The organism is Streptomyces sp. NPDC000941, from assembly GCF_053599555.1.
Window position 1 is genome coordinate 1 of sequence record NZ_JBSFMM010000196.1, and the last position, 21,300, is coordinate 21,300.

17 protein-coding genes and 1 pseudogene are annotated in these 21,300 nt (G+C 72.4%); 10 read left to right on the forward strand and 8 right to left on the reverse strand.

Going from position 1 to position 21,300, the window contains the following annotated elements:
• Nucleotides 1-64: 64 nt before the first annotated feature.
• The 5 genes from hemC to ACWDSL_RS41185 all read right to left on the reverse strand — a co-directional run bounded on the left by hemC (nt 65) and on the right by ACWDSL_RS41185 (nt 9,556).
• Nucleotides 65-1,000: a hydroxymethylbilane synthase gene (gene hemC, locus ACWDSL_RS41165; protein WP_450493235.1), complete on the reverse strand. Its 936-nt coding sequence runs from the start codon at nt 998-1,000 to the stop codon at nt 65-67.
• Between the two features lie 97 nt (nt 1,001-1,097).
• Nucleotides 1,098-5,612 carry an SAV_2336 N-terminal domain-related protein gene (locus ACWDSL_RS41170; RefSeq protein ID WP_450493236.1) on the reverse strand — a complete coding sequence of 1,505 codons (4,515 nt, stop codon included), beginning with the start codon at nt 5,610-5,612 and terminating at the stop codon, nt 1,098-1,100.
• A gap of 3 nt (nt 5,613-5,615) precedes the next feature.
• Nucleotides 5,616-6,611 carry an AAA family ATPase gene (locus ACWDSL_RS41175; RefSeq protein WP_450493237.1) on the reverse strand — a complete coding sequence of 332 codons (996 nt, stop codon included), beginning with the start codon at nt 6,609-6,611 and terminating at the stop codon, nt 5,616-5,618.
• Complete coding sequence (locus tag ACWDSL_RS41180) at nt 6,605-9,082, reverse strand: VMAP-C domain-containing protein (RefSeq protein WP_450493239.1); 2,478 nt, start codon at nt 9,080-9,082, stop codon at nt 6,605-6,607. The genes ACWDSL_RS41175 and ACWDSL_RS41180 overlap by 7 nt, the downstream gene beginning before the upstream one ends.
• 3 nt (nt 9,083-9,085) lie before the next feature.
• The gene (locus ACWDSL_RS41185; RefSeq protein WP_450493240.1) at nt 9,086-9,556 is read right to left on the reverse strand and encodes a CU044_2847 family protein; all 471 of its coding nucleotides are present in this window, start codon (nt 9,554-9,556) and stop codon (nt 9,086-9,088) included.
• 142 nt (nt 9,557-9,698) lie between these two features.
• Here ACWDSL_RS41185 and ACWDSL_RS41190 point away from each other — a divergent pair, with 142 nt between their 5' ends.
• The 4 genes and pseudogenes from ACWDSL_RS41190 to ACWDSL_RS41205 all read left to right on the forward strand — a co-directional run.
• Nucleotides 9,699-11,171, forward strand: a complete 1,473-nt coding sequence (locus ACWDSL_RS41190; RefSeq protein ID WP_450493242.1) for an AlkA N-terminal domain-containing protein — start codon at nt 9,699-9,701, stop codon at nt 11,169-11,171.
• A gap of 27 nt (nt 11,172-11,198) precedes the next feature.
• Nucleotides 11,199-11,720 carry a methylated-DNA--[protein]-cysteine S-methyltransferase gene (locus ACWDSL_RS41195; protein ID WP_450493244.1) on the forward strand — a complete coding sequence of 174 codons (522 nt, stop codon included), beginning with the start codon at nt 11,199-11,201 and terminating at the stop codon, nt 11,718-11,720.
• A gap of 293 nt (nt 11,721-12,013) precedes the next feature.
• Entirely contained in the window at nt 12,014-13,477 is a 1,464-nt protein-coding gene (gene tnpB, locus ACWDSL_RS41200; RefSeq protein ID WP_450493245.1) for an IS607 family element RNA-guided endonuclease TnpB, read from the forward strand.
• A 71-nt stretch (nt 13,478-13,548) separates the two neighbouring features.
• A pseudogene (locus tag ACWDSL_RS41205) lies at nt 13,549-13,881 on the forward strand (SigE family RNA polymerase sigma factor); the annotation flags it as partial.
• A gap of 33 nt (nt 13,882-13,914) precedes the next feature.
• On the opposite strand, the gene ACWDSL_RS41210 reads toward ACWDSL_RS41205, so the two are convergent.
• Nucleotides 13,915-14,661, reverse strand: coding sequence for an SIR2 family NAD-dependent protein deacylase (locus tag ACWDSL_RS41210; protein ID WP_450493247.1), 747 nt, complete (start codon nt 14,659-14,661; stop codon nt 13,915-13,917).
• Nucleotides 14,662-14,779: 118 nt separating this feature from the next.
• On the opposite strand from ACWDSL_RS41210, the gene ACWDSL_RS41215 reads away from it, so the two are divergent.
• Together ACWDSL_RS41215 and ACWDSL_RS41220 are read left to right on the forward strand one after the other, a co-directional pair.
• A complete protein-coding gene (locus ACWDSL_RS41215) occupies nt 14,780-15,511 on the forward strand; it encodes a hypothetical protein (protein WP_450493249.1) in 732 nt (243 codons plus the stop codon).
• 514 nt (nt 15,512-16,025) lie between these two features.
• Nucleotides 16,026-16,295 carry a hypothetical protein gene (locus ACWDSL_RS41220; protein ID WP_450493251.1) on the forward strand — a complete coding sequence of 90 codons (270 nt, stop codon included), beginning with the start codon at nt 16,026-16,028 and terminating at the stop codon, nt 16,293-16,295.
• A gap of 165 nt (nt 16,296-16,460) precedes the next feature.
• Here ACWDSL_RS41220 and ACWDSL_RS41225 read toward each other — a convergent pair whose 3' ends face one another.
• Complete coding sequence (locus tag ACWDSL_RS41225) at nt 16,461-17,189, reverse strand: Fic family protein (RefSeq protein ID WP_450493253.1); 729 nt, start codon at nt 17,187-17,189, stop codon at nt 16,461-16,463.
• A gap of 181 nt (nt 17,190-17,370) precedes the next feature.
• Here ACWDSL_RS41225 and ACWDSL_RS41230 point away from each other — a divergent pair, with 181 nt between their 5' ends.
• Nucleotides 17,371-18,219 (forward strand): helix-turn-helix domain-containing protein, encoded by an 849-nt coding sequence (locus ACWDSL_RS41230; protein WP_450493255.1) that lies wholly within the window; start codon nt 17,371-17,373, stop codon nt 18,217-18,219.
• Nucleotides 18,216-18,410, forward strand: coding sequence for a DUF397 domain-containing protein (locus ACWDSL_RS41235; RefSeq protein WP_450493257.1), 195 nt, complete (start codon nt 18,216-18,218; stop codon nt 18,408-18,410). The genes ACWDSL_RS41230 and ACWDSL_RS41235 overlap by 4 nt, the downstream gene beginning before the upstream one ends.
• 18 nt (nt 18,411-18,428) lie before the next feature.
• On the opposite strand, the gene ACWDSL_RS41240 is transcribed toward ACWDSL_RS41235, so the two are convergent.
• Complete coding sequence (locus ACWDSL_RS41240) at nt 18,429-19,517, reverse strand: ADP-ribosylglycohydrolase family protein (RefSeq protein WP_450493259.1); 1,089 nt, start codon at nt 19,515-19,517, stop codon at nt 18,429-18,431.
• A 109-nt stretch (nt 19,518-19,626) separates the two neighbouring features.
• Here ACWDSL_RS41240 and ACWDSL_RS41245 point away from each other — a divergent pair, with 109 nt between their 5' ends.
• Together ACWDSL_RS41245 and ACWDSL_RS41250 are read left to right on the forward strand one after the other, a co-directional pair.
• Nucleotides 19,627-20,808 (forward strand): glycerate kinase, encoded by a 1,182-nt coding sequence (locus ACWDSL_RS41245; RefSeq protein WP_450493260.1) that lies wholly within the window; start codon nt 19,627-19,629, stop codon nt 20,806-20,808.
• Nucleotides 20,809-20,885: 77 nt separating this feature from the next.
• The gene (locus ACWDSL_RS41250) at nt 20,886-21,143 is read left to right on the forward strand and encodes a hypothetical protein (protein WP_450493262.1); all 258 of its coding nucleotides are present in this window, start codon (nt 20,886-20,888) and stop codon (nt 21,141-21,143) included.
• The last annotated feature ends 157 nt before the right edge of the window (nt 21,144-21,300 follow it).

Genomic DNA, 21,300 nt, shown 5'->3' on the forward strand with positions numbered 1-21,300 from the left:
GACAGCGACACGCCGACGGGACGGCGTGTCGCTGTCTCATACTCACCGCAAATTCTGCCGACGCTCAGTGCGGGATGGTGTCGATCACCTCGCGCGCCCCCTGGCGCAGCAGGGCCACCGCCACCGAGGTGCCGAGCGTGGCCGGGTCGAGCGGGCCCGCCCACTCGTGCGCGTCCAGCACCGTCTTGCCGTCCGGGCTGAACACTCGGGCGCGCAGGGAGAGGCGGCCGTCGCGCTCGGCCCTGGCGTAGCCCGCGATGGGGGAGTTGCAGTGGCCCTGGAGCACATGCAGGAGCATGCGCTCCGCCGTGATCTCCTTCCAGGCGTCGGCGTCGCCGAGCCCGGAGACCGCGTCGATGGTCGCGGTGTCGTCCTCGCGGCACTGCAGCGCCAGCACCCCGGCCCCGATCGGCGGGCACATCGTCTCGACGGGCAGGATCTCGCTGATCCGGTCCGTACGGTCGATGCGCTCGAGCCCGGACACCGCCAGCAGCAGCGCGTCGCACTCGCCCGCGTCCAGCTTCTCCAGGCGGCGGTTGGCGTTGCCGCGCATCGGTACGCACTCCAGCTGCGGGTGGGAGACGGCCAGTTGCGCGATGCGGCGCACCGACGAGGTGCCGATCCGCGCGCCCTCCGGCAGCTGATCGAGCGTCAACCCACCGGGGTGGACGAGCGCGTCGCGGATGTCGTCGCGCTTGAGGTACGCCGCGAAGACCGTACCCGCGGGCAGCGGCCGGTCGGCGGGCACGTCCTTGACGCAGTGCACGGCCAGATCGGCCTCGCCCGCCAGCAGCGCCGCGTCGACCTCCTTGGTGAACGCGCCCTTCCCGCCGAGCGCCGACAGATCGCCCATCCACCGGTCGCCGGACGTGGTGACCGGCACCACCTCGGTACGGATGCCGGGACGCAGCGCGGCAAGTTCGGCGCGGACCCGCTCGACCTGCGCGAGGGCCATGGGGGAGGAGCGGGAGACAATGCGGATGAGGTCGGTGGACGACATGGCGTACACCATAGGGCCTCGGCCGCGCGCCCCGAGCACCGGCCGGTGCTGCGCCAACTTCGCCCAGGTCGTCCAACGCGTGGTGCGCTCGTTCACTTCACAGAGAAAGGCCGCCCGCTGCGTCCGGGCCCGGAGGTGCCCCACCCCGGCGCCGCAGTTCCTCCAGCAGGACGGTGAACTCCCGCTCGTCCTCCACCTGGCGCAGGGCCTGGAAGCGCTCCTGCAAGACCTTGGCCAGCTGAAGGCGGAACTCGTCCCGCTTGGGGTGTCCGAAGGGCGCGAGCGCGATCCCGCCGCGCAGCAGCTCGATCGCGCGGTCGATGTCCGCCCGGTCATGCCCCTCCCGGAAGCGCCAGGCGAGCAGCTCGGCGAGGTTCGCCGCCCCGAGCGCGGACTCGAGAGCGTTTGCGGACAGCTCCACGGACTCCTCGGCGACGCGGATCGTCTCCTCGAGCTCCCTCGGGTCCAGAGTGCGCTGGACGCGCCGGGTCATGGCCAGCGCGAGGTTGTTGAGGGCGCGCGCTCGGGCGGGGTGCCCGGGCGGCGCCGTCTCGACGGCGCGCCTGCCCGCCTCCAGCGAGTCGGCGAGGTCGGCGTAGTCGCCCCGTGCTCCGTAGCGCTTCAGGTACGCCAGGCACAGGTTGGTCAGCGATCCGGGGTCCTGCGCTCCGGTCAGCTCCTGCTCCAGTTCCAGCCCGCGCCGGCCCGCCGCTACGGCCTCGTCCAGGTCGGCGGGGCTGCCGCCCTGCCTGTAGCGCGACAGCGCCGCGTTCACCTGGTTGAAGTACAGCATGGGTAGCATGTGGCGGTCCTGGGGATCCGTGCCGGATTCCAGGCCGGTGATGGCCTCACGGCCCAGGGCAATCGCCTCGTCGTGGTCTTCAGCGCGGCCGGTCAGCGTGCCCCGGTGGGACAGCGCCAGCGCCAGGTGGTTCAGGCGCTGCGTCAGATGGAGGTCCACCACGCGCGCCTCCGCCACCGCCCGGCGTCCGAACTCCACGGCCTCCTGGGCGTCGCGCTCGCTGCTCAGAGTCTCGGATCTGGTGTGCAGCGCCACGCTGAGCAGGTACAGGTAGGTCGCAGACGCGTAGGTGCCGGGCTCGGCGTCGTCATCGAGGGCGAGGCGGTAGCCGGCGATCGACCGGGTCAGCCCCTCCACGCCCCGCCAGGAATGGGCCGACTGGAAGCCGGCTGCGGCCAGGTCGCCCTGGGCCCTCGAAGGCCCGCCCGGACGACCCGGTGCCCCGTCCATCCGCTGGCTCGAGGCCAGAGGCGTGTGGAAGAGCCATTGGGAGAGGTAGTTTGCGACGTCGTCGGCCGTTGGGCGCTCTCCGCCGTTGTCGACCAGGCAGGAAGCGACGATCTCGCGCAGCGGCTCCCAGACCGGGCCTTCCCATGGGGACCCAGCCCAATCGACGGCCGTCCTGGTGCGGGCCGACGGCGAGACGGATGACGGCAAGGCGTCCTTTCCCAGGACCGTGCGGACCTCCTGAGAGGTGCTCGTACGACCGCCGCCCAGGGCCAGAAGGAGCCTGCCCAGCGCCCCGACCTCGCCCGCGGACGGCTCGGGCCGGCGCCAGGGCTGTTGATCGATGAAGGCCGAATCCCAGCCGACCAACTTCACTGTGCTGTCGGTGACGAGCACCGTATCCGTCGTCAGATGGCGGTGCACCATTCCCTCGGCCGAGCACAGGCTTACCGCCTCGGCCACGTGCATGCCGATGGTGGCCGCCGTCCGTGCGTCCCAACCCTCTGCCGTGCCGTCGGAGAGCAGGGCGGTGAGGGTACGGGCCAGGGAGCCGTCGGAGGTGAGGACATGTTCCTCCGCGATCCACGGTGGTTCGGCTTCGAGGTCCTGCCCCAGCAGCTTCGGCGCATACCGCCCGTCCATTCGGCGCAGCGCCTCCGCTACCGTGCTGAGCTCGGCGAGCACGCCTGGTCGGTCGGAGTCCTGGTCCACCGTGCGCAGCACGGCGTACTCCCCGTCGGGATCGCGCCCCAGATACGCGTTCGTGCCGCCGCGGGTGCGGACGTGGCATTGCAGGGTGTACGGGCCGAGCGAGCGGGGGTCGGTGTCCGACAGCGGGACCCAGCCGTGGCCCCGCCGTTCCTGGAGGGACCATGACATGGGGGCGGACACCGGATCAGCCGGACCGACCGGACCGGACCCCCCGAAGGCCGCCCAGACCTCCCGCGCCGTCGGCCGGTCGCGCGGCTCGGGCGCCAGACAGGCCAGCACGACATCGCGCACCGACCGCCAGACGCCGCGCCAGTGCGACAGGTCGTACGGCTCGCCGTCGGCCCCGAAGCGTGCCCCACCGCCGAGGTCCAGCAGGATCTCGGCGAGTTCGTGGACATTGTCCTGGGGGGTCCGCAGCCCGCCGCTGAGCGCCGGTGACGGGACGCCGTCGATGCAGGTCGAGGACCAGGCGGTCAGGAAGAGCGCGTCATCGGAGACATGGACGGCGCCGTCCCGGAGGGCTCCGTGGGCCATGCCCTCGGCGGCGCACACGCGCACCGCGTCCGCGAGTTGCCGGGCGACCGCGAAGGCCCTGTCTCCGTCGCTGCTCAGCGGGGTGTCGCTCAGGCGCTCCGCGGCAAAGGGCTCTTCGGCGATCCATGGAGTCGGGCAGTCCAGGTCCTGCCGCAGCAGCCTGGCCGCGTAACGTCCGTTCATCCGGCGCAGTGCCTCCGCCTGTACGCGGAGCAGATCGGCGGCCGCCGGCCCGTTCGCCCTGAGCGCGGTGTGGATGACGACCTGTTCGCCGTACGCCTCCTCGTCCCCGATGTACGTGGTGACGCGGATCCCCGACGGGTCGGTCATCCGCAGCTTGTACGGGCCGATGGTGCGCGGGTCCCCCGGCCTCAGCGGACGCCAGCGGTTTGCCATCAGGAGCCTTGTCAGTGCCGGTGGCGCGCCCAGCCGGGCCGTCAGCCGTCGTTCCACCGTGCCGAAGGGCCGGGCTCGCGCCGGGAGGCGGTCGGCGCCGGACGGGTGGGCGAGCCAGGCCGGGAAGTCGGGGGAGTTGCCCGCGAGTTCCTTCAGGCGGCGGCCGATCAGCTCGCGGGTCTCGTTGAGTTCGGGCAGCGGCACGGCGCCGAGCAGCGCGCGCTGGACGGTGTCGGTGAAGGTGAAGGGCCGTTGCTGCGGCGGGAACGGCCCCGGGCCCGCCGAGGACGGGGGCTCGGTCGGGCGCATCAGCCCGCCGAGGAATGCCTCGGCCAGGTGCCCCGTATCCGCCTGCCACTCCACCGCCGTCTGCACCAGCCGCATCACGGGTACCGGCAGCGGGGCGACGGCGGCCAGGTGGGCCGCCAGGCGGTACGCCTCGGGGGAGGCCGCCTCCCGGAAGCGCCTGAGACGGCTCAGGTCGTCCGCAGGTTGGGCAGGGGCGGAGCGCGCGGTCGCTGGGCGGCGCGGGCGCGGCGGGGCCAGCAGGGGGAGTACGGCCGTGCCGCTCGCGGAGGCGATCAGCCGCGCCCAGTCTGCAAGCGGCCCGGCGTCCGGCTCCAGGACGGGTACAGGGACGCCGTCGAAGCGCGCGAGCTCCGGGGGCAGTACGGGGTCGGTGACCGTCCAGTCCGTGCCCGGCGAACCGGGCCTGCGGGTCCGCACCTGCCAGCGCTGCGCACGGATCCCGGACCCCTCCCACAAGCGAGGCGGAAGGGCGTGCATCACGGCCGTCGGGCCGAGGCCCGCCCAGCGCTCCAGTACGGCGGACATCCGGCCGTCGCGCCACGCCGCGCCCACCCCGTCGCTCAGTACCAGCACCAGCGTGTGGCCCGAAGGGTCGGACACCGCCGTTACGGGGAGGGCGGGCGCCTCGGGGACGTACGGCTTGGCGCGCAGTATGGGCGCGTCGGCGCCCCGGGTGTGCAGACCCAGGACCCGTACGACGCGGAAGGCGCCCGCGCGTTGCAGCAGGGTGCGCAGCTCGACCGCCAGCCGCCGCCACAACAGCATCGACATCCCGTCGTCGACGACGAGCGCGAGGTCCAGCCAGCGCTCGCGGGCCGGGCGGGTGACCACATCGGGCAGGCCGGTCTCGGCCAGCGCCGTCGCGGTGGCGACCTCGTCGACCTCCCGCTTGAGCGGGTTGGGCCGGTGCTGTTTGAGCGGGCGCAGCGCCCGCCCGATGGACAGCTCGGCGCGCAGCGCCTTGGCCTCCGGCACCCGCAGCGGCAACGCGCGGCGCGTGGCGGGGGGCGGGGGAGCGCCGGGGGCGGGCGGCGGCTCGATCGCGCCGTACAGACCGCTTGTGTCGTCGGCCGGTGCCGGGCCGGTCTGCTGCGGAGGCGTCTGCTGTGGCGGTGTCTGTTGTGACGGCGGCGAGGCGGCGGGTACGGAGGGACGGGGCCGGGCGGAGGAGGCAGGGGAGGTGGCGGAGGTGGTGTCGGGGGAGGGGGCGGCCGGGGTCGTACGGGCGCGCTCCAGCGGCGCCCCTGCACCAGGCGCTCCCGCCGCCCCCGCGGGCAGCCGCGTGGCCAGCCAGAGCGCGTCGAGCAGCTGCTCCTGGGACAGCTGCGCCCCGCTGTCCGCGAGGATCGCGAGCGCGTCATCCAGCCGTCCGAGCGCCCCCGGCCGCCGCCCGATCTGCCCTCCCCTCGCCACGGGTCACACCACCCCGCCCAGCCGGTGCAGCACCGCGTCCAGCAGCCCGTCCGCCGGCAGGTCCACGCCGCTCGCGCGCAGGAACACCGCGTTCAGCAGCTGGTCGGTGGCCAGTTGGCGGGCGGAGCGGCGGCTGAGGAACGCCTCAAGCAGGCGGTCGACGTCGTCCAGCGCGTCCTCGCCCAGATGCGCGGTGACGATCTCCCGCAGCCTGGCCTCGTCGGGGGTGGGCAGCTCCAGACGTACGCAGCGGCGCAGGAAGGCGGGCGGGAAGTCCCGTTCGCCGTTGCTGGTGATCACCACGACGGGGAACTCCTGGCAGCGCAGCCGCCCCCGCCGTACCGTGGCCCGCTCCTCCGCGCGCTCGGTGAGCACGTCGACCACCGACTGCTCCTCGGGCAGCCGGGCCAGCTCCGGGATCTCGAACTCGCCCTCCTCGAAGACCGTCAGCAGGTCGTTCGGCAGATCCACATCGCCCTTGTCGAGCTCGTCGACCAGCAGCACCCGGGGCTTCGGGCCCGGCACCAGCGCCGTGCCGAGCGGCCCGAGCCGTACGAAGCTGCCCAGGGGCGGCTCGGCGTCGCCGCGGTCGCGGCTGAGCGCGGTCTCCCGCAGCCGGCCGATCGCGTCGTAGCGGTAGAGGGCGTCCTGCACGGTGGAGCGGCTGTTGACCGGCCAGTGCAGCACCTCGCCCAGGTCGAGCTCATGGGCGATGGCGCGCGCCAGCGAGGACTTGCCCGTCCCCGGATGGCCGGTGACCAGCAGCGGGCGGCGCAGGTGCAGCGCGGCGTTCACCACGTCGGCGTGTTCCGGCGAGATGAGATACGGCCGGGCGGGGGCAGGGCCGTCCGCCGGGCCACCGTCCGTGCCGCCGTCCGGGCCGCCGTCGGGCGCGACCGGGCCGAAGGTGCGCCAGGGCGGGGCGGGCGGCATCTCGTCGACCGGGTGCTGTTGGCCGTCTCCGTGGAACAGCCGCCAGCTGTCGTACGTGGTCACCATGCGAAATCCTCATCCTCCGGGTCGTCAAAGTCGGTCGGGTCCGCCAGCTCCAGCACGGGCAGCGGCCGGCCGGCGTTCGGCAGCGGTGGCTCGAAGTGCGCTAACGGCCGTGTCACCCATTCGTCGTCCGTGTCGTCCAAGTCGTCCGGGTCCGGCAACGCATCGTCCGGCAACGGCCGTTCCTCGTCCGGCGGGGGCCCAACTGCTTCCTGGGGCGGTGGCTCGGCCGGTCTCGCTTCCGTCGGGAGAGACGACGGAGACCGCAACCGTTCGACAACCATCCCAACGGGCCCGTCGGTAGCCATGTGCGACAGAGCCCCGCCCACCACCAGCCCCTCGTCCGGCCGCTCAAAGTCCTCCTCCGGCACCGGCCGCCCCGCCCCCTCCGGCGGCAGCAGATCGGGGTCCGCCCAGGCCAGTACCGGGCGGCCGGGGCAGGTCAAGGGGCGCTGCAGCACCATGGTCCGGTAGATCCGTACCTGCTCGGGCAGATGCCCGTGCGGGTCGGTGAGGTGGCCGAGGACGGGGGACCCGGGCCTGTCGCCGCGGTCCCACAGCACCACGGGCACACCGGCGGCCAGACACGTCTGTACGGCCGCGGAACGGCGCTGCCGCGACGCCACGATGTGCGCCCGCCCAGCGAACCGCCGCTCCATCAGCAGCCCGTACAGGGCCCGCGGGCTCTCGGCCACCTCGTCGTCGATGTGCAGCGGCTCCTCGCTGTCCAGCCGCCGCCACCGCTCCCGCCAGTCGGACAGGATCCCTTCGCCGCCCCGCTCGCGCAGCTCGGGGCAGTTGACCACCACCGGGTACTCCGCGCCGAGCACCCGCGTCAGCGGCTGGTCCGTGGCCTCCCAGTCGTCGAGGGGGAGCTCCAGCGAGTCGCGGTCCACCACCAGTTCGACGACCGGGAGCACACTCTCGTCCACCCGGCGCAGCGGACCGATGACCGCCAGGATCTCGCGGGCCACTTCGTCCGGCGTACGCGGCCGCTGGCCCTGCTCCGAGACCGGCTGCGAGCCGGAGCCCAAGCCCTCATCGCACCACAGCCGCATGCGATAGCGCTCGGGGCCGTCGTCGCGGGTGGGCAGCGCGCGCAGTTCGACCAGCACGCGCGGTGGGTTCAGCCGCCACTCGCTCGCCCAGTCCGCGGCGTCCCTGCGGCGGTCCAACAGAGCCGTCTCGGATACGCCGAGCCGTTCGGCGACCCCGTCGCACCACTGCCGCAGCGCCGGGCCCCCTCCATCGGCCCGGGAGCCGGCCGCCGCCACGTACTCGACGGCGCGCAGCAGTCTCGGCACGGCCAGACCGGCGTACGGATCGGGCGCGCTGTCGCCGTGCAGCGTCTCCAGATGCTCGACGAGCGCGGCGGTGCTCCCGCCACCGTTCAGCAGGGCGGCGGGCACGGCGGCCAGCGGCAGCGCCGCCCGTACGGCGGCGGGGATGCGGGCCGCCGCGGGGGTGGGCAGCGCGTCCAGCAGCGCGACCAGCCGCTTGTACTCCTGGGGCGAGAGCAGCCGGGACAGGTTGTGCGAGCGCGCCACGGCCAGCAGTTCGTCCGCCAGGTCCCGCGCGGTGTGGCGCACGGCCTCCACCAGGGCGGGCAGCGCCCGCTCATGGGTGAGCAGCAGCCGGGCGAGTTCCTCGGCCGACGGCGCCCCGTCGGCGTGGTGGCCGAGGCCGCACTGGCGGGCGACGGCCTGCCCGCAGCGCGCCCAGCCACCGACCGTCGGCAGCGGCCTGTCCAGCAGGGTGACCAGCTCCCAATAGGCGGGGTGGTCGGGTACGCCGTCCTCGGGAGCGGCGGTGAGATGGGCAAGACCCTTGTCGTCCAGCTCCCGCCGGACGCGCTGCCAGGGGATGCCCCAGGCGCGGCGTACGCGACCCCCATGAATAGCCAGCTTCGCGGTGACGAGCCCGACGACGACGCTCTCGTCGTTCGTCCACAGGGGGCCGCCGCTGTAGGACTGCTCGATGTCCAGGGATCGGTCGCCGCCGTCGAAGTAGCCGAACCGGCCGTCGCAGTTGGTCACCTCGGCGTCGGCGAAGACCCCAGGCTCCCCGCTGCCGTGCCAGGCGCGGACCCGCTGCTCCTTGGCCATGGGGTGCCAGGGTGGCGGCTGGAACGCGCGCGGCAGCGCGCCGGTCACGCGCAGCACCGCGAGATCGCCGTTCCATTCGTAGCCGCCGAGCCCGCCGTCGTCCAACCGCGGCGGGATCCAGGCCGTCAGCTCGGCCTCGCGCTCGACGGTGATCTCTCGGGCGATGATCCGGACCCGCACCGCGACCGGGCCCGGGTGGTCAGGGGCCAGCAAGTCGGGCCTGCCCAGGGCGCTGTTGACGACGTGCGCGCAGGTCAGCAGGTGCTGTCCGGGCAGCAGCACGGCGGAGCCGGCGGGCTCGCCGTCGGCCCCGGCCAGGACGGATACCGCGGGCCGGGACGAGGGCCCGCGGGTGTGGAACCACCCCATGGCTCAGGCGGCGGGGCCGGAGCCGGGGCCCGGGCTGCCCGCCCCCGCTCCCGTTTCCCTCGACAACTGCCAGGTGGCCGAAACGGTCAGGCTCGCCTGCCCGTTGGCGCCCACGATGCCCAGCTTGAGGTCCTGCCCCACCTGCACCCCGAACTGCACATTGATCTCATGCGGCGGGTTCGGCGCGGTGCACACCGCGTCGTGCACCTCCTGCAGCAGCGGGCCCAGCGGCCGCAGCACCGTACGCAGCGCGTCCGTGGCCAGCGCCGCGGCGGCGCGCGAACCGCGCCCCACCGGGGTCACCCCGCCCACCCCGCCGATCCCACCCGGTCTGCCGGGCCGTGGGCGCGCCGCCTCGCCCCCCGCCCCGCCGCCGGGTCCGCCGCTGGGGGCCGTGCCCACGGGGGCCAGCTCCAGGCGTACGGAGGTGTCGTCGGCAAGCACTATTTCGGCGTAGTCCGTCACACCTTCCATGATGCCGATCACAGCGCCTCTGGACTGCCCTTTCGCGCCAATATGCCGTGGACTACGCCAGGACTATGCCGTGGCCCGCCCCCCAGACGTCGATGTCGGATTCTCGCGAGCCAGGGGCTGTCCGATGGCCGATGCTTGAGCCATGCATACCGACACCGACCGGTGCCTGCGCGCCGCCCAGGCCAAGGACGCGCGGTTCGACGGCTGGTTCTTCGTGGCCGTCGTCACCACGGGCATCTACTGCCGTCCGAGCTGCCCGGTCGTCGGCCCCAAGCCCGAGAACATGCGGTTCCACCCCAGCGCGGCGGCCGCCCAGCAGGCCGGGTTCCGGGCCTGCAAGCGCTGTCGCCCCGACGCCAGCCCGGGCTCGCCGCAGTGGAACGAGCGCGCCGACCTGGTCGCCCGCGCCATGCGGCTGATCGCCGACGGGGTGGTCGACCGCGACGGGGTGCCAGGGCTCGCCGCCCGCCTCGGGTACAGCACGCGCCAGATCGAGCGGCAGCTGCGCGCCGAGCTCGGCGCGGGTCCGCTCGCCCTGGCCCGGGCGCAGCGCGCGCAGACCGCGCGGCTGCTCATCGAGACCACCGGGCTGCCGATGGCGGAGATCGCCTTCGCGGCCGGCTTCGCCAGCATCCGGGCGTTCAACGACACCGTCCGCGAGGTGTTCGCGCTGTCGCCCACCGAGCTGCGGCAGCGGGCCAAGCGTGGCGGGCGGTCCGCCGCGCCGGGCGCGCTGACGTTGCGGCTGCCGTTCCGGGCGCCGCTGTGCCCGGACAACCTCTTCGGCCATCTGGCCGCCACTGCCGTGCCCGGGGTGGAGGAGTGGCGCGACGGCGCGTACCGCCGCACGCTGCGGCTGCCGTACGGACACGGGGTCGTGACACTGCGCCCGGAGCCGGACCACATCGGCTGTCAGCTGTCCCTCACCGATATGCGCGACCTGGCCGGGGCGATCAGCAGATGCCGGCGGCTGCTGGACCTGGACGCCGACCCCGTCGCGGTCGACGAGCTGCTGCGCACCGACCCCGACCTGGCGCCGCTGGTCGACAAGGCGCCGGGGCGGCGGGTGCCGCGTGCGGTGGACGCCGACGAGTTCGCGGTGCGCGCGGTGCTCGGGCAGCAGGTGTCCACGGCGGCGGCCCGTACGCACGCGGCCCGGCTGGTGACCGCACACGGTCAGCGGGTCGAGGACCCGTCGGGCGGGCTGACCCATCTCTTCCCGACCGCGCGCGCCCTGGCGGGCCTCGACCCCGAGGCGCTGGCCATGCCGCGCACCCGCCGCGCCACGCTCCTCGGCCTGATCGACGCGCTCGCCTCGGATCGCCTCGCACTCGGCGTCGGCAGCGACTGGGACGAGGCGCGGGCGCGCCTGGCCGAGCTGTCCGGGATCGGGCCGTGGACCGTCGAGGTCATCGCGATGCGCGCGCTGGGCGACCCGGACGCGTTTCTCCCGACCGACCTCGGGGTGCGGAACGCCGCCGCAGAACTGGGGCTGCCCGCCACTCCGGGGGCGCTGACCCGGTACGCGACCCGCTGGCGGCCCTGGCGCGCGTACGCCGTCCAGTACCTGTGGGCCACCGGCGACCACCCGATCAACTACCTGCCCGCATCGTAGGAAACCCAGAGTCGAAAGAGTTCCACCATGTCCCGCACCCACACCGTCATCGACAGCCCGTACGGGCAGCTCACCCTCGTCGCCGACGAAGCCGCCGACGAAGCCGCCCTGGCCGGGCTCTATATGACCGACCAGCGCCACCGCCCGGCCGAGGAGACCTTCGGCGCCCCCGGCGACCCCGACGAGCCCCCGTTCGCCGAGACCATCCGCCAGCTGCGCCGCTACTTCGCGGGCGAGCTGACCGAGTTCGACCTGCCGCTGCGGCTGTCCGGCACCCCGTTCCAGCGCCGCGTCTGGTCCGAGCTGCAGCGCATCCCGTACGGCGAGACCGTCTCGTACGGACAGCTCGCCGACCGCCTCGGCCGGCCGACCGCCTCCCGCGCCGTGGGCCTGGCCAACGGCAAGAACCCGGTGGGCATCATCGTCCCCTGCCACCGCGTGGTCGGCTCCACCGGCAGCCTCACCGGCTACGGCGGCGGGCTCGACCGCAAGCGGCAGCTGCTGGACTTCGAGGCGCGGGGGCGGCAGCCGGGCCTCCAACTTTTTTGACGGACCTTTTTGACGGACCGTTTTTGACGGAACCTTTTGACCGACCCGGCATAGCGGAGCGCCCCCGCACACGTCCAAGGAGGTGACAGACGACCGCGAGACGAAGACGACCGATCACGGGGCTGAACGCTGCTGAGTAATCCATCAAGCGCATCTCAGCCTCTCTCGCCTTGTATAGGCCCGGGTCTTTGCCTCCCTGGATGGAAATGGGTGTTCCTTCGTCGAATGCGTGACCTTTGTGTGTGGTGCTCGTTGGGTGTGGTGAGGGGTTCGTCGAGCAGGGGGGCAGCCGCGTGAGGGGGAAGTTCCGGCCGCGGTCCGGCTGTGTGGTGCAGGCCTACAGGTTCGCTCTCGACCCGAACGCCGGGCAGGAGCGGGCGCTGCGCTCGCACTGCGGCGCCGCTCGCGCCGCCTACAACTGGGCCGTGTCCTGGGTGACTGCCTCGTGGTGGCAGCGCAAGGCCGAAGCCACCTATGGCATCGGTGAGGAGGAGTTGACGCCGTGGCGGGCGTGGTCGCTGCCCGCGTTGCGCAAGGAGTTCAACCGGATCAAGACCACCGACCCGAGATATGCCGAGTGGTGGGAGGAGAACTCCAAAGAGGCCTACAGCACCGGACTTGCGAACGCGGCCGCCGCGTTCGACAACTACGCCAAGTCCAAGCAGGGCAAGCGCAAGGGGTGCCGGATGGGCGTCCCGCGTCGGAGGCCGAAGCGGAAGGCCCGCCTGGCCTGCCGGTTCACCACCGGCACGATCCGACTCGAGCCGGACGGCCGACATGTCACCCTGCCCCGGCTGGGCACGATCCGCACCCACGAACCCACGCGGAAACTCCTTGTCCGCATCCAGGCCGGGACGGTGCGCGTCCTGTCCGCGACCGTCCGGTATGAGCGCGGGCGTTGGTTCGTCTCCCTCCAAGTGGAGGCGGTCCGCGAGATCGCCCGCGTTGCCCGGCCGGATGCGGCGGTCGGCATCGACCTGGGCGTCAAGCACCTCGCGGTCCTGGCCGACAGTTCCGGACGGACACGTTACGAGCCGAACCCGAAGCATCTGGACGGCGTCCTGAAGCTGCTGAGGTTCTATTCCCGCCGAGTCAGCCGGCGGCAGGGGCCTGACCGCAGGACCGGCCGGAAGCCGTCCAGGCGGTGGGAGAAGGCCAACCGCGAGCGCAACAGGCTCCACCACCGGGTGGCGAACCTGCGCGCCGATGCGCTGCACAAGCTCACCACCCGCGTGCGCGCCGAGTACGGCACGGTGGTGGTCGAGGACCTCAACGTTGCCGGAATGCTCCGCAACAAACGGCTTGCCCGCCACGTGGCCGATGCCGGGTTCGGGGAGATCCGGCGCCAGCTCACCTACAAGGGCCGGCGGAACGCCTGTCCTACCGTCGTGGCGGACCGCTGGTATCCCAGCTCCAAGACCTGCTCGAACTGCGGCGTAGTGAAAGCCAAGCTGCCGCTGCACGTCCGAGTCTTCACCTGCGATGCCTGCGGCCTGGTCCTGGACCGGGACGAGAACTCAGCCCGTAATCTGGTCGCTCTCGTGGCGGCCTGCACCACTGGTACCGGAGTGGCCGGAGACCAGGACACGCCACGCGTGTCGAAGCCCCGTGGAGCCGACCATAAGACCCGCCGCCAACGCCCCGGCCGGAACACCGGCCGAGGCGGGCGGGCAGGTGGCACAAACCTGCCGCACCCGCGGCGGAAGGAAACGGGAGACCGTCGTCAGGACACCGAAGCGCAACTCGCGCATCGGTGACACCGTCACGGACCTTTCAGACGGAAACCTCTGGAATGCTGAGAGCCACTGAGACTTTGAGCAACGGAACCATGAATGACGAGGAAGAGCGCCGCTTCCGCGAATTCGCCGCGGCGCGCTCGCCCGCGCTGATGCGCACGGCGACCCTCCTGACCGGCGGCGACACCCACGCCGCCGAGGACCTGCTGCAGACCGCGCTGGCGAAGGCCGCGGAGCGCTGGGACAGGCTGGAGAGCCCCGAGGCGTATCCGCGGCAGGTGCTCTACCGACAGCAAGTGAGCCTGTGGCGGCTGCTGCGTACGCGCCGTGGGACTACGGTGGCCGAACTCCCCGACGCCGCCGGGCGCGAGGACGCCACCAGCGCAGCCGAGCTGCGCATCCAGCTGCGCCGGGCGCTCGCCCGTCCGCTCGGCACACGGACGGGCGCCGTTACCGCCTCACTCCGCCCCCGCGATGCGCTCCAGCAGCGCGGGCAGGGCCGTGCCGATGGGCTCGCGGATCAGCTCGTCCGCGAGTTCGTCGTACGGCGTGGGCTCGGCGTTGACGATGATCAGCCGGGCGCCCGACTCCGCGGCCATCCCGGCGAGTGAGGCCGCGGGCTGGACCTGGAGGCTGGTGCCGACCGCGATGAAGATCTCGCACGCCTTCGCCACCGCGACCGCGCCCGTCAGCACCTCCGGATCGAGGCTTTCCCCGAACATCACCGTGGCCGACTTCAGAATCCCGCCGCACGCCAGGCACGCCGGGTCCGGCTCGCCGCCCGCCACCCGCTCCAGGGCCTCCGCCATCTCGGAGCGCGCCATGCAGCGCGTGCACTGCACGGCCCGCGCCGTGCCGTGCAGTTCCAGGACCTTGCGCGCGGGGAGCCCGGCGAGCTGGTGCAGCCCGTCCACGTTCTGCGTGATCACCCGGACCGGCGTGCCCGACCGCTCCAGCCGCGCCACGGCCTCATGCGCCTGGTTCGGCTCGGCGCGCAGCGCCTGGCTGTCCCGCCGCATCTGCCAGGAGCGGCGGCGGATGTCCGGGTCGGACATGTAGTACTCGTACGTCACCAGCTTTTCGGCTTCCGGATCGCGCCGCCACAGCCCTTGCGGGCCGCGGTAGTCGGGGATCCCGGAGTCCGTGGAGATGCCCGCCCCGCTCAGGATTGCCACGAGCGGTCGGCGCGTCGCTTCGGTGCTCATGGGGCGAGCGTACGCACGGGCAACGGACGGTGGCGAGCGCGTTTATCCGGACCGTTTATGCGGAGAGGTAGAGTCCGCCCCCGTAGGTGATCGGCGCGGCGGAGGCGAAGAGTTCCAGATGACGCGGTCTGTGTGGCTGAGCGATATGAGCGTGCAGCACAAGTGGGACAAGAAGAAGGGGGATCCGCCGCCGCCCCAGGACGGGCGCGTCACCCTCGAGATACGCACCTCCGACGGCCCCCACCCCGAGGGCGGGGAGGCGATACGGACCGTGGCCTTCCCCGAGCGGCGGCTTCCACCCGGCGGCGGCCACGACGAGTACCGCGCCGCCCGCAAACAGGGCGTCCGCGCCTTCACTCTCTGGGCCGACCCGCACCGCACCCACGTGTTCGCCCAGGTCATGACCAAGTCGGCGGCCAAGGGCGGCCCCGCCACGTACGAGGTGCTGGGCGCGGCCGGTGAGCCCTTGGCCCTCATCACCCGCGAACCGGCGATGAAGGGCGGCAGGATCCGCACCCGCTGGACCGTCCAGCCGGCCGGGGCACAGCCCGTCGCCGGGCTCAAGGGGCGGGCCTTCTGGTGGGGCGTGTGGTGGCTGATCTCCCCGATCCAACTGGCCATCATGGTCGGCAGCCTGATCGCGGCCAGCGGCGACGTCGCGCGTATGCCGCGCCGTACGAAGTGGCGCGCGGGGGACCGGGTCGTCCTCGACTGGCACAACGGGGTGCACGACTTCGTGCTCGACGTGGAGTCGGACGGCTGGGACGAGCGCGTGACCGCGTCGCTCCTCGCGCTGCTCGACAGCCACGACAGCTGGCTGGGCGACGCGTGGGACGCGGTGGACCGGTGACGCGTCCGGGCCTCGGCCCGGTACGTTGTTACCTCCAGTAGCCCCCGCACCGCGATCGCACTCGCGGGTCTCCTCATCCTGGCCCCCCGCTCCTGGTTCCCCGGCACGGTCATACCCTGCGGCACGAGGGGGAGTTGGCGCCGCGAGGCCTGCGCGAATGGTCAACAACCCTGCGCGGGTTGACAAGGCCTGGTGCTGTCGTGCTCGGCATTCTGAGAGCAGGACATGGCTCCTTGCGCCGACCCGGCCGGACAGGACGGGAGGCTCGCCAATCGTCCGCAGTCCGGACGAGGCCTGACGGGTGTTGAGGCGCGAGTCGTGTCCGTCCGGAATCGAATGTTTCAGGTGAGGGGTTACACCAATGCGTCTTCGTCGTTCTCTGGCCACATTGGGGCTCGGTGCAGCACTAGTGGTGGGCGGTACGAGTGTGCCCGCCCACGCCGTGTCCGCAGCTCCCGGTGTGTCCGCGGCTCCCAACCAGTCCGCGGCTTCGGGCGTGTCCGCGGCTTCCGGCGTGTCCCGAGGGTCCGCGGTGACCTGCTATCTCTACGTGGACAGGCGCCGCGGTTACTACAACGTACGGGAAACCAAGAACCCCAGGGGAGACCTGATCAAGAAGTACCGCGGCACGCGTCTGCGCGTGTGGGACAGGTGCGGTGAGACGGTGGGCAAGAGCTACCGGTGTGCGCAGGGTGAGCCCAAGGACAAATACTGGGTCGCAGTGAACTACAGGGGCCGCAAGGGCTATGTCGGCTCGGCCTGTGCGGGGGGCCTGGGCGCCTGACTCGGTGCCGGCACGCCCGGCCCCAAGTCACGGCCGACAGCACTGTCATCCGGTCCGCGCCTATCCCGCGTGATCGGGTGGCAGCGCACGTTCCTGTTCCCGCAGGCGCCGCACGCCATCGCGGACAGATCATGACTGCCTCGGCCGTTCGCGAGAGGTTGAGGACTACGCGGCGTACGGGTCGACGATGGTGTGACGGCGCTGGGCGGTGGCCAGCACGTTCTGTGGGAACCGGGGCCCCGCGACGTAATGCCGGCCCTTCGTCTGCCCGACGGCGGTCAGCAACTCGGCCTTCGTCAGGGCCTGAAGATCCCGCGTCGCCTGCTGGGTGTTCAGGTGTGCCATCGCGGCGCGGATGAGGACGTGGTGGTCGAGGTCGCCCTCGTTGAGCCAGTCGACCAGCTCGCTCATCAAGCCGGGGACCAGTTCGTGGTCCGGGCCCTCGTAATCCGTCGCGAATTCGTCGCCCGGAGCAGTGATGCGGATGGCGGATTTGCGCCACTGGCCCGCGGTCTTCCGGGGGTGGTGGTGGCCCTGGAGCATCCAGTGGAGGCTGTTGAGGAGTTCCTTGCTGTACCGGAAGTCGGTGACGTCGTGCAGGGACTGGATATACGTCATGGCCTGCTGGTAGGCCAGCGTCTCCGCCTTGTGCTCGTCGCTGGCATCGACCTCGCGCTCGCCGTCCATGAGGTCGGCGACGTCCCGGACGTCGACCCGGTAGCCCTCGATCGTGTTCGACGCCGCGATCGCGCTGGCCGTGAGTGCCTTGGACACGGCGAGCATCCACTTCATGGGGACCTGCCGTGCGGCGTGCCGCAGCTGCTCGCGCATGCCGTCGACCTGTTCCAGGACCTGGTAGTCGACGGGCGCGAGGTGGGGCGTCCGATACAACATGACGCAGTGATACCTGGCTCGTATTACGTGTAGAGGGCGGCCCAGCTGGAGGTTCACCTTCTTGGTGGGGATTTTCAGGTTCGCCTCACTCTGCGTGGCCGAATCATCCTAGGCTGGCCGAAATTCACTTCGGCACGCTGGGTGATTGCCCGGGTGCGTACGGCGAGGGGGTGGGCCGGCGGTGGCGGATCCGACGGACGAGGACGCGGGCGATGGCGCGGTGGATCTGTTCCGCGCGCTGGGGCGGCAGATCAAGGTGTTGCGGGAGCGGGCCGGACTCACGCAGAGGCAGCTGGGGGAACAGCTCGGGTACGCGGAGGAGACCATCTCGGCGGCCGAGCGGGGACGGCGGATCCCGCAGCCGGAGTTGTTGGACGCGGTGGATGATTTCCTGGGTGCGGATGGGGTGTTGAAGGCCGCTAAGGAGGACGTCGAGCGGGCCAAGGCGAAGGCGCGGGTTCGCCATCCGACGTGGTTCAAGGACTACGCGCGGCTGGAGGCGGAGGCGGTTGACCTGTGCTACTTCGCCAGCCAGGCCGTGCCGGGCCTGTTCCAGACGGAGCCGTACACGCGTGCCGTCTTCGTCAGCCGACAGCCTCTCTTCGATGACGAGACAGTGGAGATGAGAGTTGCTGCCCGGTTGGCCCGACAGGGAATCCTGACGCGGTGGCCAGTACCCACCGTGAGTGCCGTCATCCAGGAATCCGTCCTGCGCCACCCCTTTGGCGGCCGGGCCGTGCAGCGCGGTCAGTTGGAACGCTTGCTCGACGTTGCGAGGATGCGTAACGTCGAGGTGCAGATCATGCCGATGGCCAGTGAAGAGCACGCAGGAATGGGCGGCCCCTTCACGCTCCTCACCCCGAAGAGCCGCCCCCAGGTCGGCTATCTGGAAGTGCAGCACATCAGCCGACTGATCACGGATGCCGAAGAAGTCCGCGTCCTCGCGGCGAAATATGGCAGCATCCGCTCACAGGCGCTCACACCACGTGAGTCCCTGCTCTTGATCGAGAAGATGCTGGGGGAGCTATGAACATCGAGGGCCGTGCACCGCTCAGCTGGTTCAAGAGCAGCTACAGCGGTGACGAGGGCGGCGAGTGCGTCGAGGTCGCCGTGAGCGAGCACATAGTCCGGGTCCGGGACTCCAAGGACGTGTCGCGGCCCCACTTGGCCGTCGGGCGCACCGACTGGGCGCGGTTCGTGCGGTACGTCGCGCGCGACTGAGCCTGGCGCGGGACAGGTTCAGCCCACCTGCGCCCGCGCCCCCGCCATCGCCAGCCGGTGCGTACGTGCCGCCAGGTCGCTGATGCGCGCCCCGTCGAAGCCGAACACCGCGCTGCGCACCCGGTCCCGTAGCGGGTCGGTCCACTGCGGGGGGATCGCCGCCGCGCCGTACAGGACTCCCGCCACCGATCCGGCTGTCGCGCCGTTGGAGTCGGTGTCCAGGCCGCCGCGTACGGTGAGGGCGATGGTCGAGGTGAAGTCGCCTTCGCCGTAGAGCAGCCCGGCCGTGATGACGGCCGCGTTGGGCACGGTGTGGATCCAGTGCAGCCCGCTGGTCTCCCGCTCCAGCTGGTCCAGCGTGTCCGACCGGCTCACCCCCGCCTCGTACAGTGCGGCGGCCTTGCGGACCGTACGGGCCAGGCGGCAGCGGGGCGGGATGCGTCCCAGCGCCGCTTCGATCGCGTCGCGCGGGCCGTCGGCCGTGAACGCGGCGGCGATCAGGGCGGCCGCCCACATCGCCCCGTACACGCCGTTGCCGGTGTGCGACAGGACGGCGTCGCGCCGGGTCATCGCGGCGGCGGTGCGCGGGTCGCCGGGGTTGATCCAGCCGTGGATGTCGGCGCGGATGAGGGCGCCGATCCACTCCTGGTAAGGGTTGTCGAGGGTGGCGGTGAGCGGTGGCTTCACCCCGGCGGTGAGGTTGCGGTAGGCGACGCGTTCGGCGGTGAAGGTCTGGAGATACGGCAGGCGCAGCAGCCACAGGTCGCCGACCTGCTCGGTGGTGAAGTCGAAGCCGTGGGTCTCCAGGAGCTGCAGCCCCAGAAGGGTGTAGTCGATGTCGTCGTCCCGGCAGCTGCCGTGGATCCGGCCCCGGGTGCACTCCTGCCACTCCGGGCGCAGCTCGAACTCCACGGGGTCCGGCGGCGGCTCCAGCGCGGGGAAGTAGTCGGTCAGGGGCAGGGCGTCCGCGCGGCGCAGATAGCGGTCGATCCGCTCCCGGGTCCAGTGATCGCCGCGCTCCACGGGCTTGCCGAGCATGTTCCCGGCGATGCGGCCGAGCCAGCCGCCGAGGATCCGATCCGCGAGTGTGCTCCCGACTGGGGCCATGTGTCAGGTGTACCTCCGCCCGTGCGCATACGCAGGCCGAGTCCGGATAAGGTCCGGCTGAGGGGTGGCAGGTCGTCTGCCGGGGGGCGGAGAGCGAGGGGTTACGACGGTGGCGGATGCCGCACGGGTTCAGGCAGGGACAGAGACGCGCACACGGGTTTTGATCGCCGCGGACAAGTTCAAGGGCTCGCTGACGGCCGTGGAGGTCGCCGCGCATGTGACGGCCGGGCTGCGGCGCGGGGCGCCGGGCGGGGCCGGGGCGGTGAGCGTCGAGGCGCTGCCCGTCGCCGACGGCGGCGACGGGACGGTGGACGCGGCGGTCGCGGCCGGGTTCGAGCGGCGTACGGCACGGGTGACGGGGCCGCTGGGCGAGCCGGTGACCGCGGCGTATGCGCTGCGCGGCGAGGTGGCGGTGGTCGAGATGGCCGAGGCGTCCGGGCTGCGCCATCTGCCGCAGGGGGTCTTCGCGCCGCTGACCGCGACCACGTACGGCAGCGGCGAGCTGCTGCGCGCGGCGCTGGACGCGGGCGCCCGCACCATCGTCTTCGGGGTCGGCGGCAGCGCGACGACCGATGGTGGCGCGGGCATGCTGGCCGCGCTGGGCGCCCGGCTGCTGGACGCCGCGGGCGAACCGGTCGAACAAGGGGGTGGTTCGCTGCGGGGGCTGGCCACGGCGGATCTGAGCGGTCTTGACCCGCGTCTGGCGGACACCGAGATCGTCCTGGCCAGCGATGTGGACAATCCGCTGACCGGGCCGAAGGGCGCCGCGGCGGTGTACGGCCCGCAGAAGGGCGCGGCCGAGGCCGATGTCGCGGCCCTGGACGCCGCGCTCGCCCACTACGCGGAGGTGCTGACGAGGGCGGTGGGCCCACGGGCCGCGGAGTGTGCGCAGGCGCCCGGCGCGGGCGCGGCGGGCGGCATCGGCTACGGCGCGCTCGTCGGCCTCGGCGCGGCCTTCCGCCCCGGCATCGAGGTGATGCTCGACGTCCTCGGCTTCGCACCCGCGCTGGCCCGCGCCGACCTCGTGATCACCGGCGAGGGCTCCCTGGACGAGCAGACCCTGCACGGCAAGGCCCCGGCGGGCGTGGCGGCCGCGGCCCGGGCGCGCGGCGTCGAGGTGGTGGCGGTCTGCGGCCGCCTCGCACTGCCCCCGGAGGCCCTGGCCGACGCGGGCATCAGCCGCGCCTACCCCCTGACCGCCCTGGAACCGGACCCCGCCCGCTGCATCGCCGACGCCGGCCCCCTCCTGGAACGCGCGGCGGAACAGCTCGCGGCGGATTTCCTCGTCTGAGCCGGTTCTGCCCCGAACGCCTCACGGGTACGGGTATGGGTCCGTACGCTCTGGGAGCGAATGGAAGGAGCCGCACCATGGCCGACGCCGACATCCGTATCCCTGCCGAGGCACGCGACCGGCTCGCCGAGGCAGCGGCGGCCGAGGGGCTGTCCCTGCGGGCGTACCTCATCCGGCTCGCCGACACCCTGTTGACACTGCCCGAGCGTGTCGCGCGCGCCGAGCAGGCCCGCGCCGCCCTGCGGGCCTGGAACGGCTACGACCCCAGCCCAGCCGATGAGGCGGGCCTTGACGCGAAGCTGGACCGACGCCTGGCCCAGGCCCGTTGGCCGTGAGCGGAGAGCGACAGCCTGCAAGCGCCCTGACGGCGCCGTGGTGGCGACCGCCGCCGCCGATACGTGGAAGGGGCAGGCGGTACGCGTCCTCGACCTGGGGCCGTGAACCGGTCAAGAACGCCGGAAACGGGGTGGGCCCGAGCGCATCGCTCGGGCC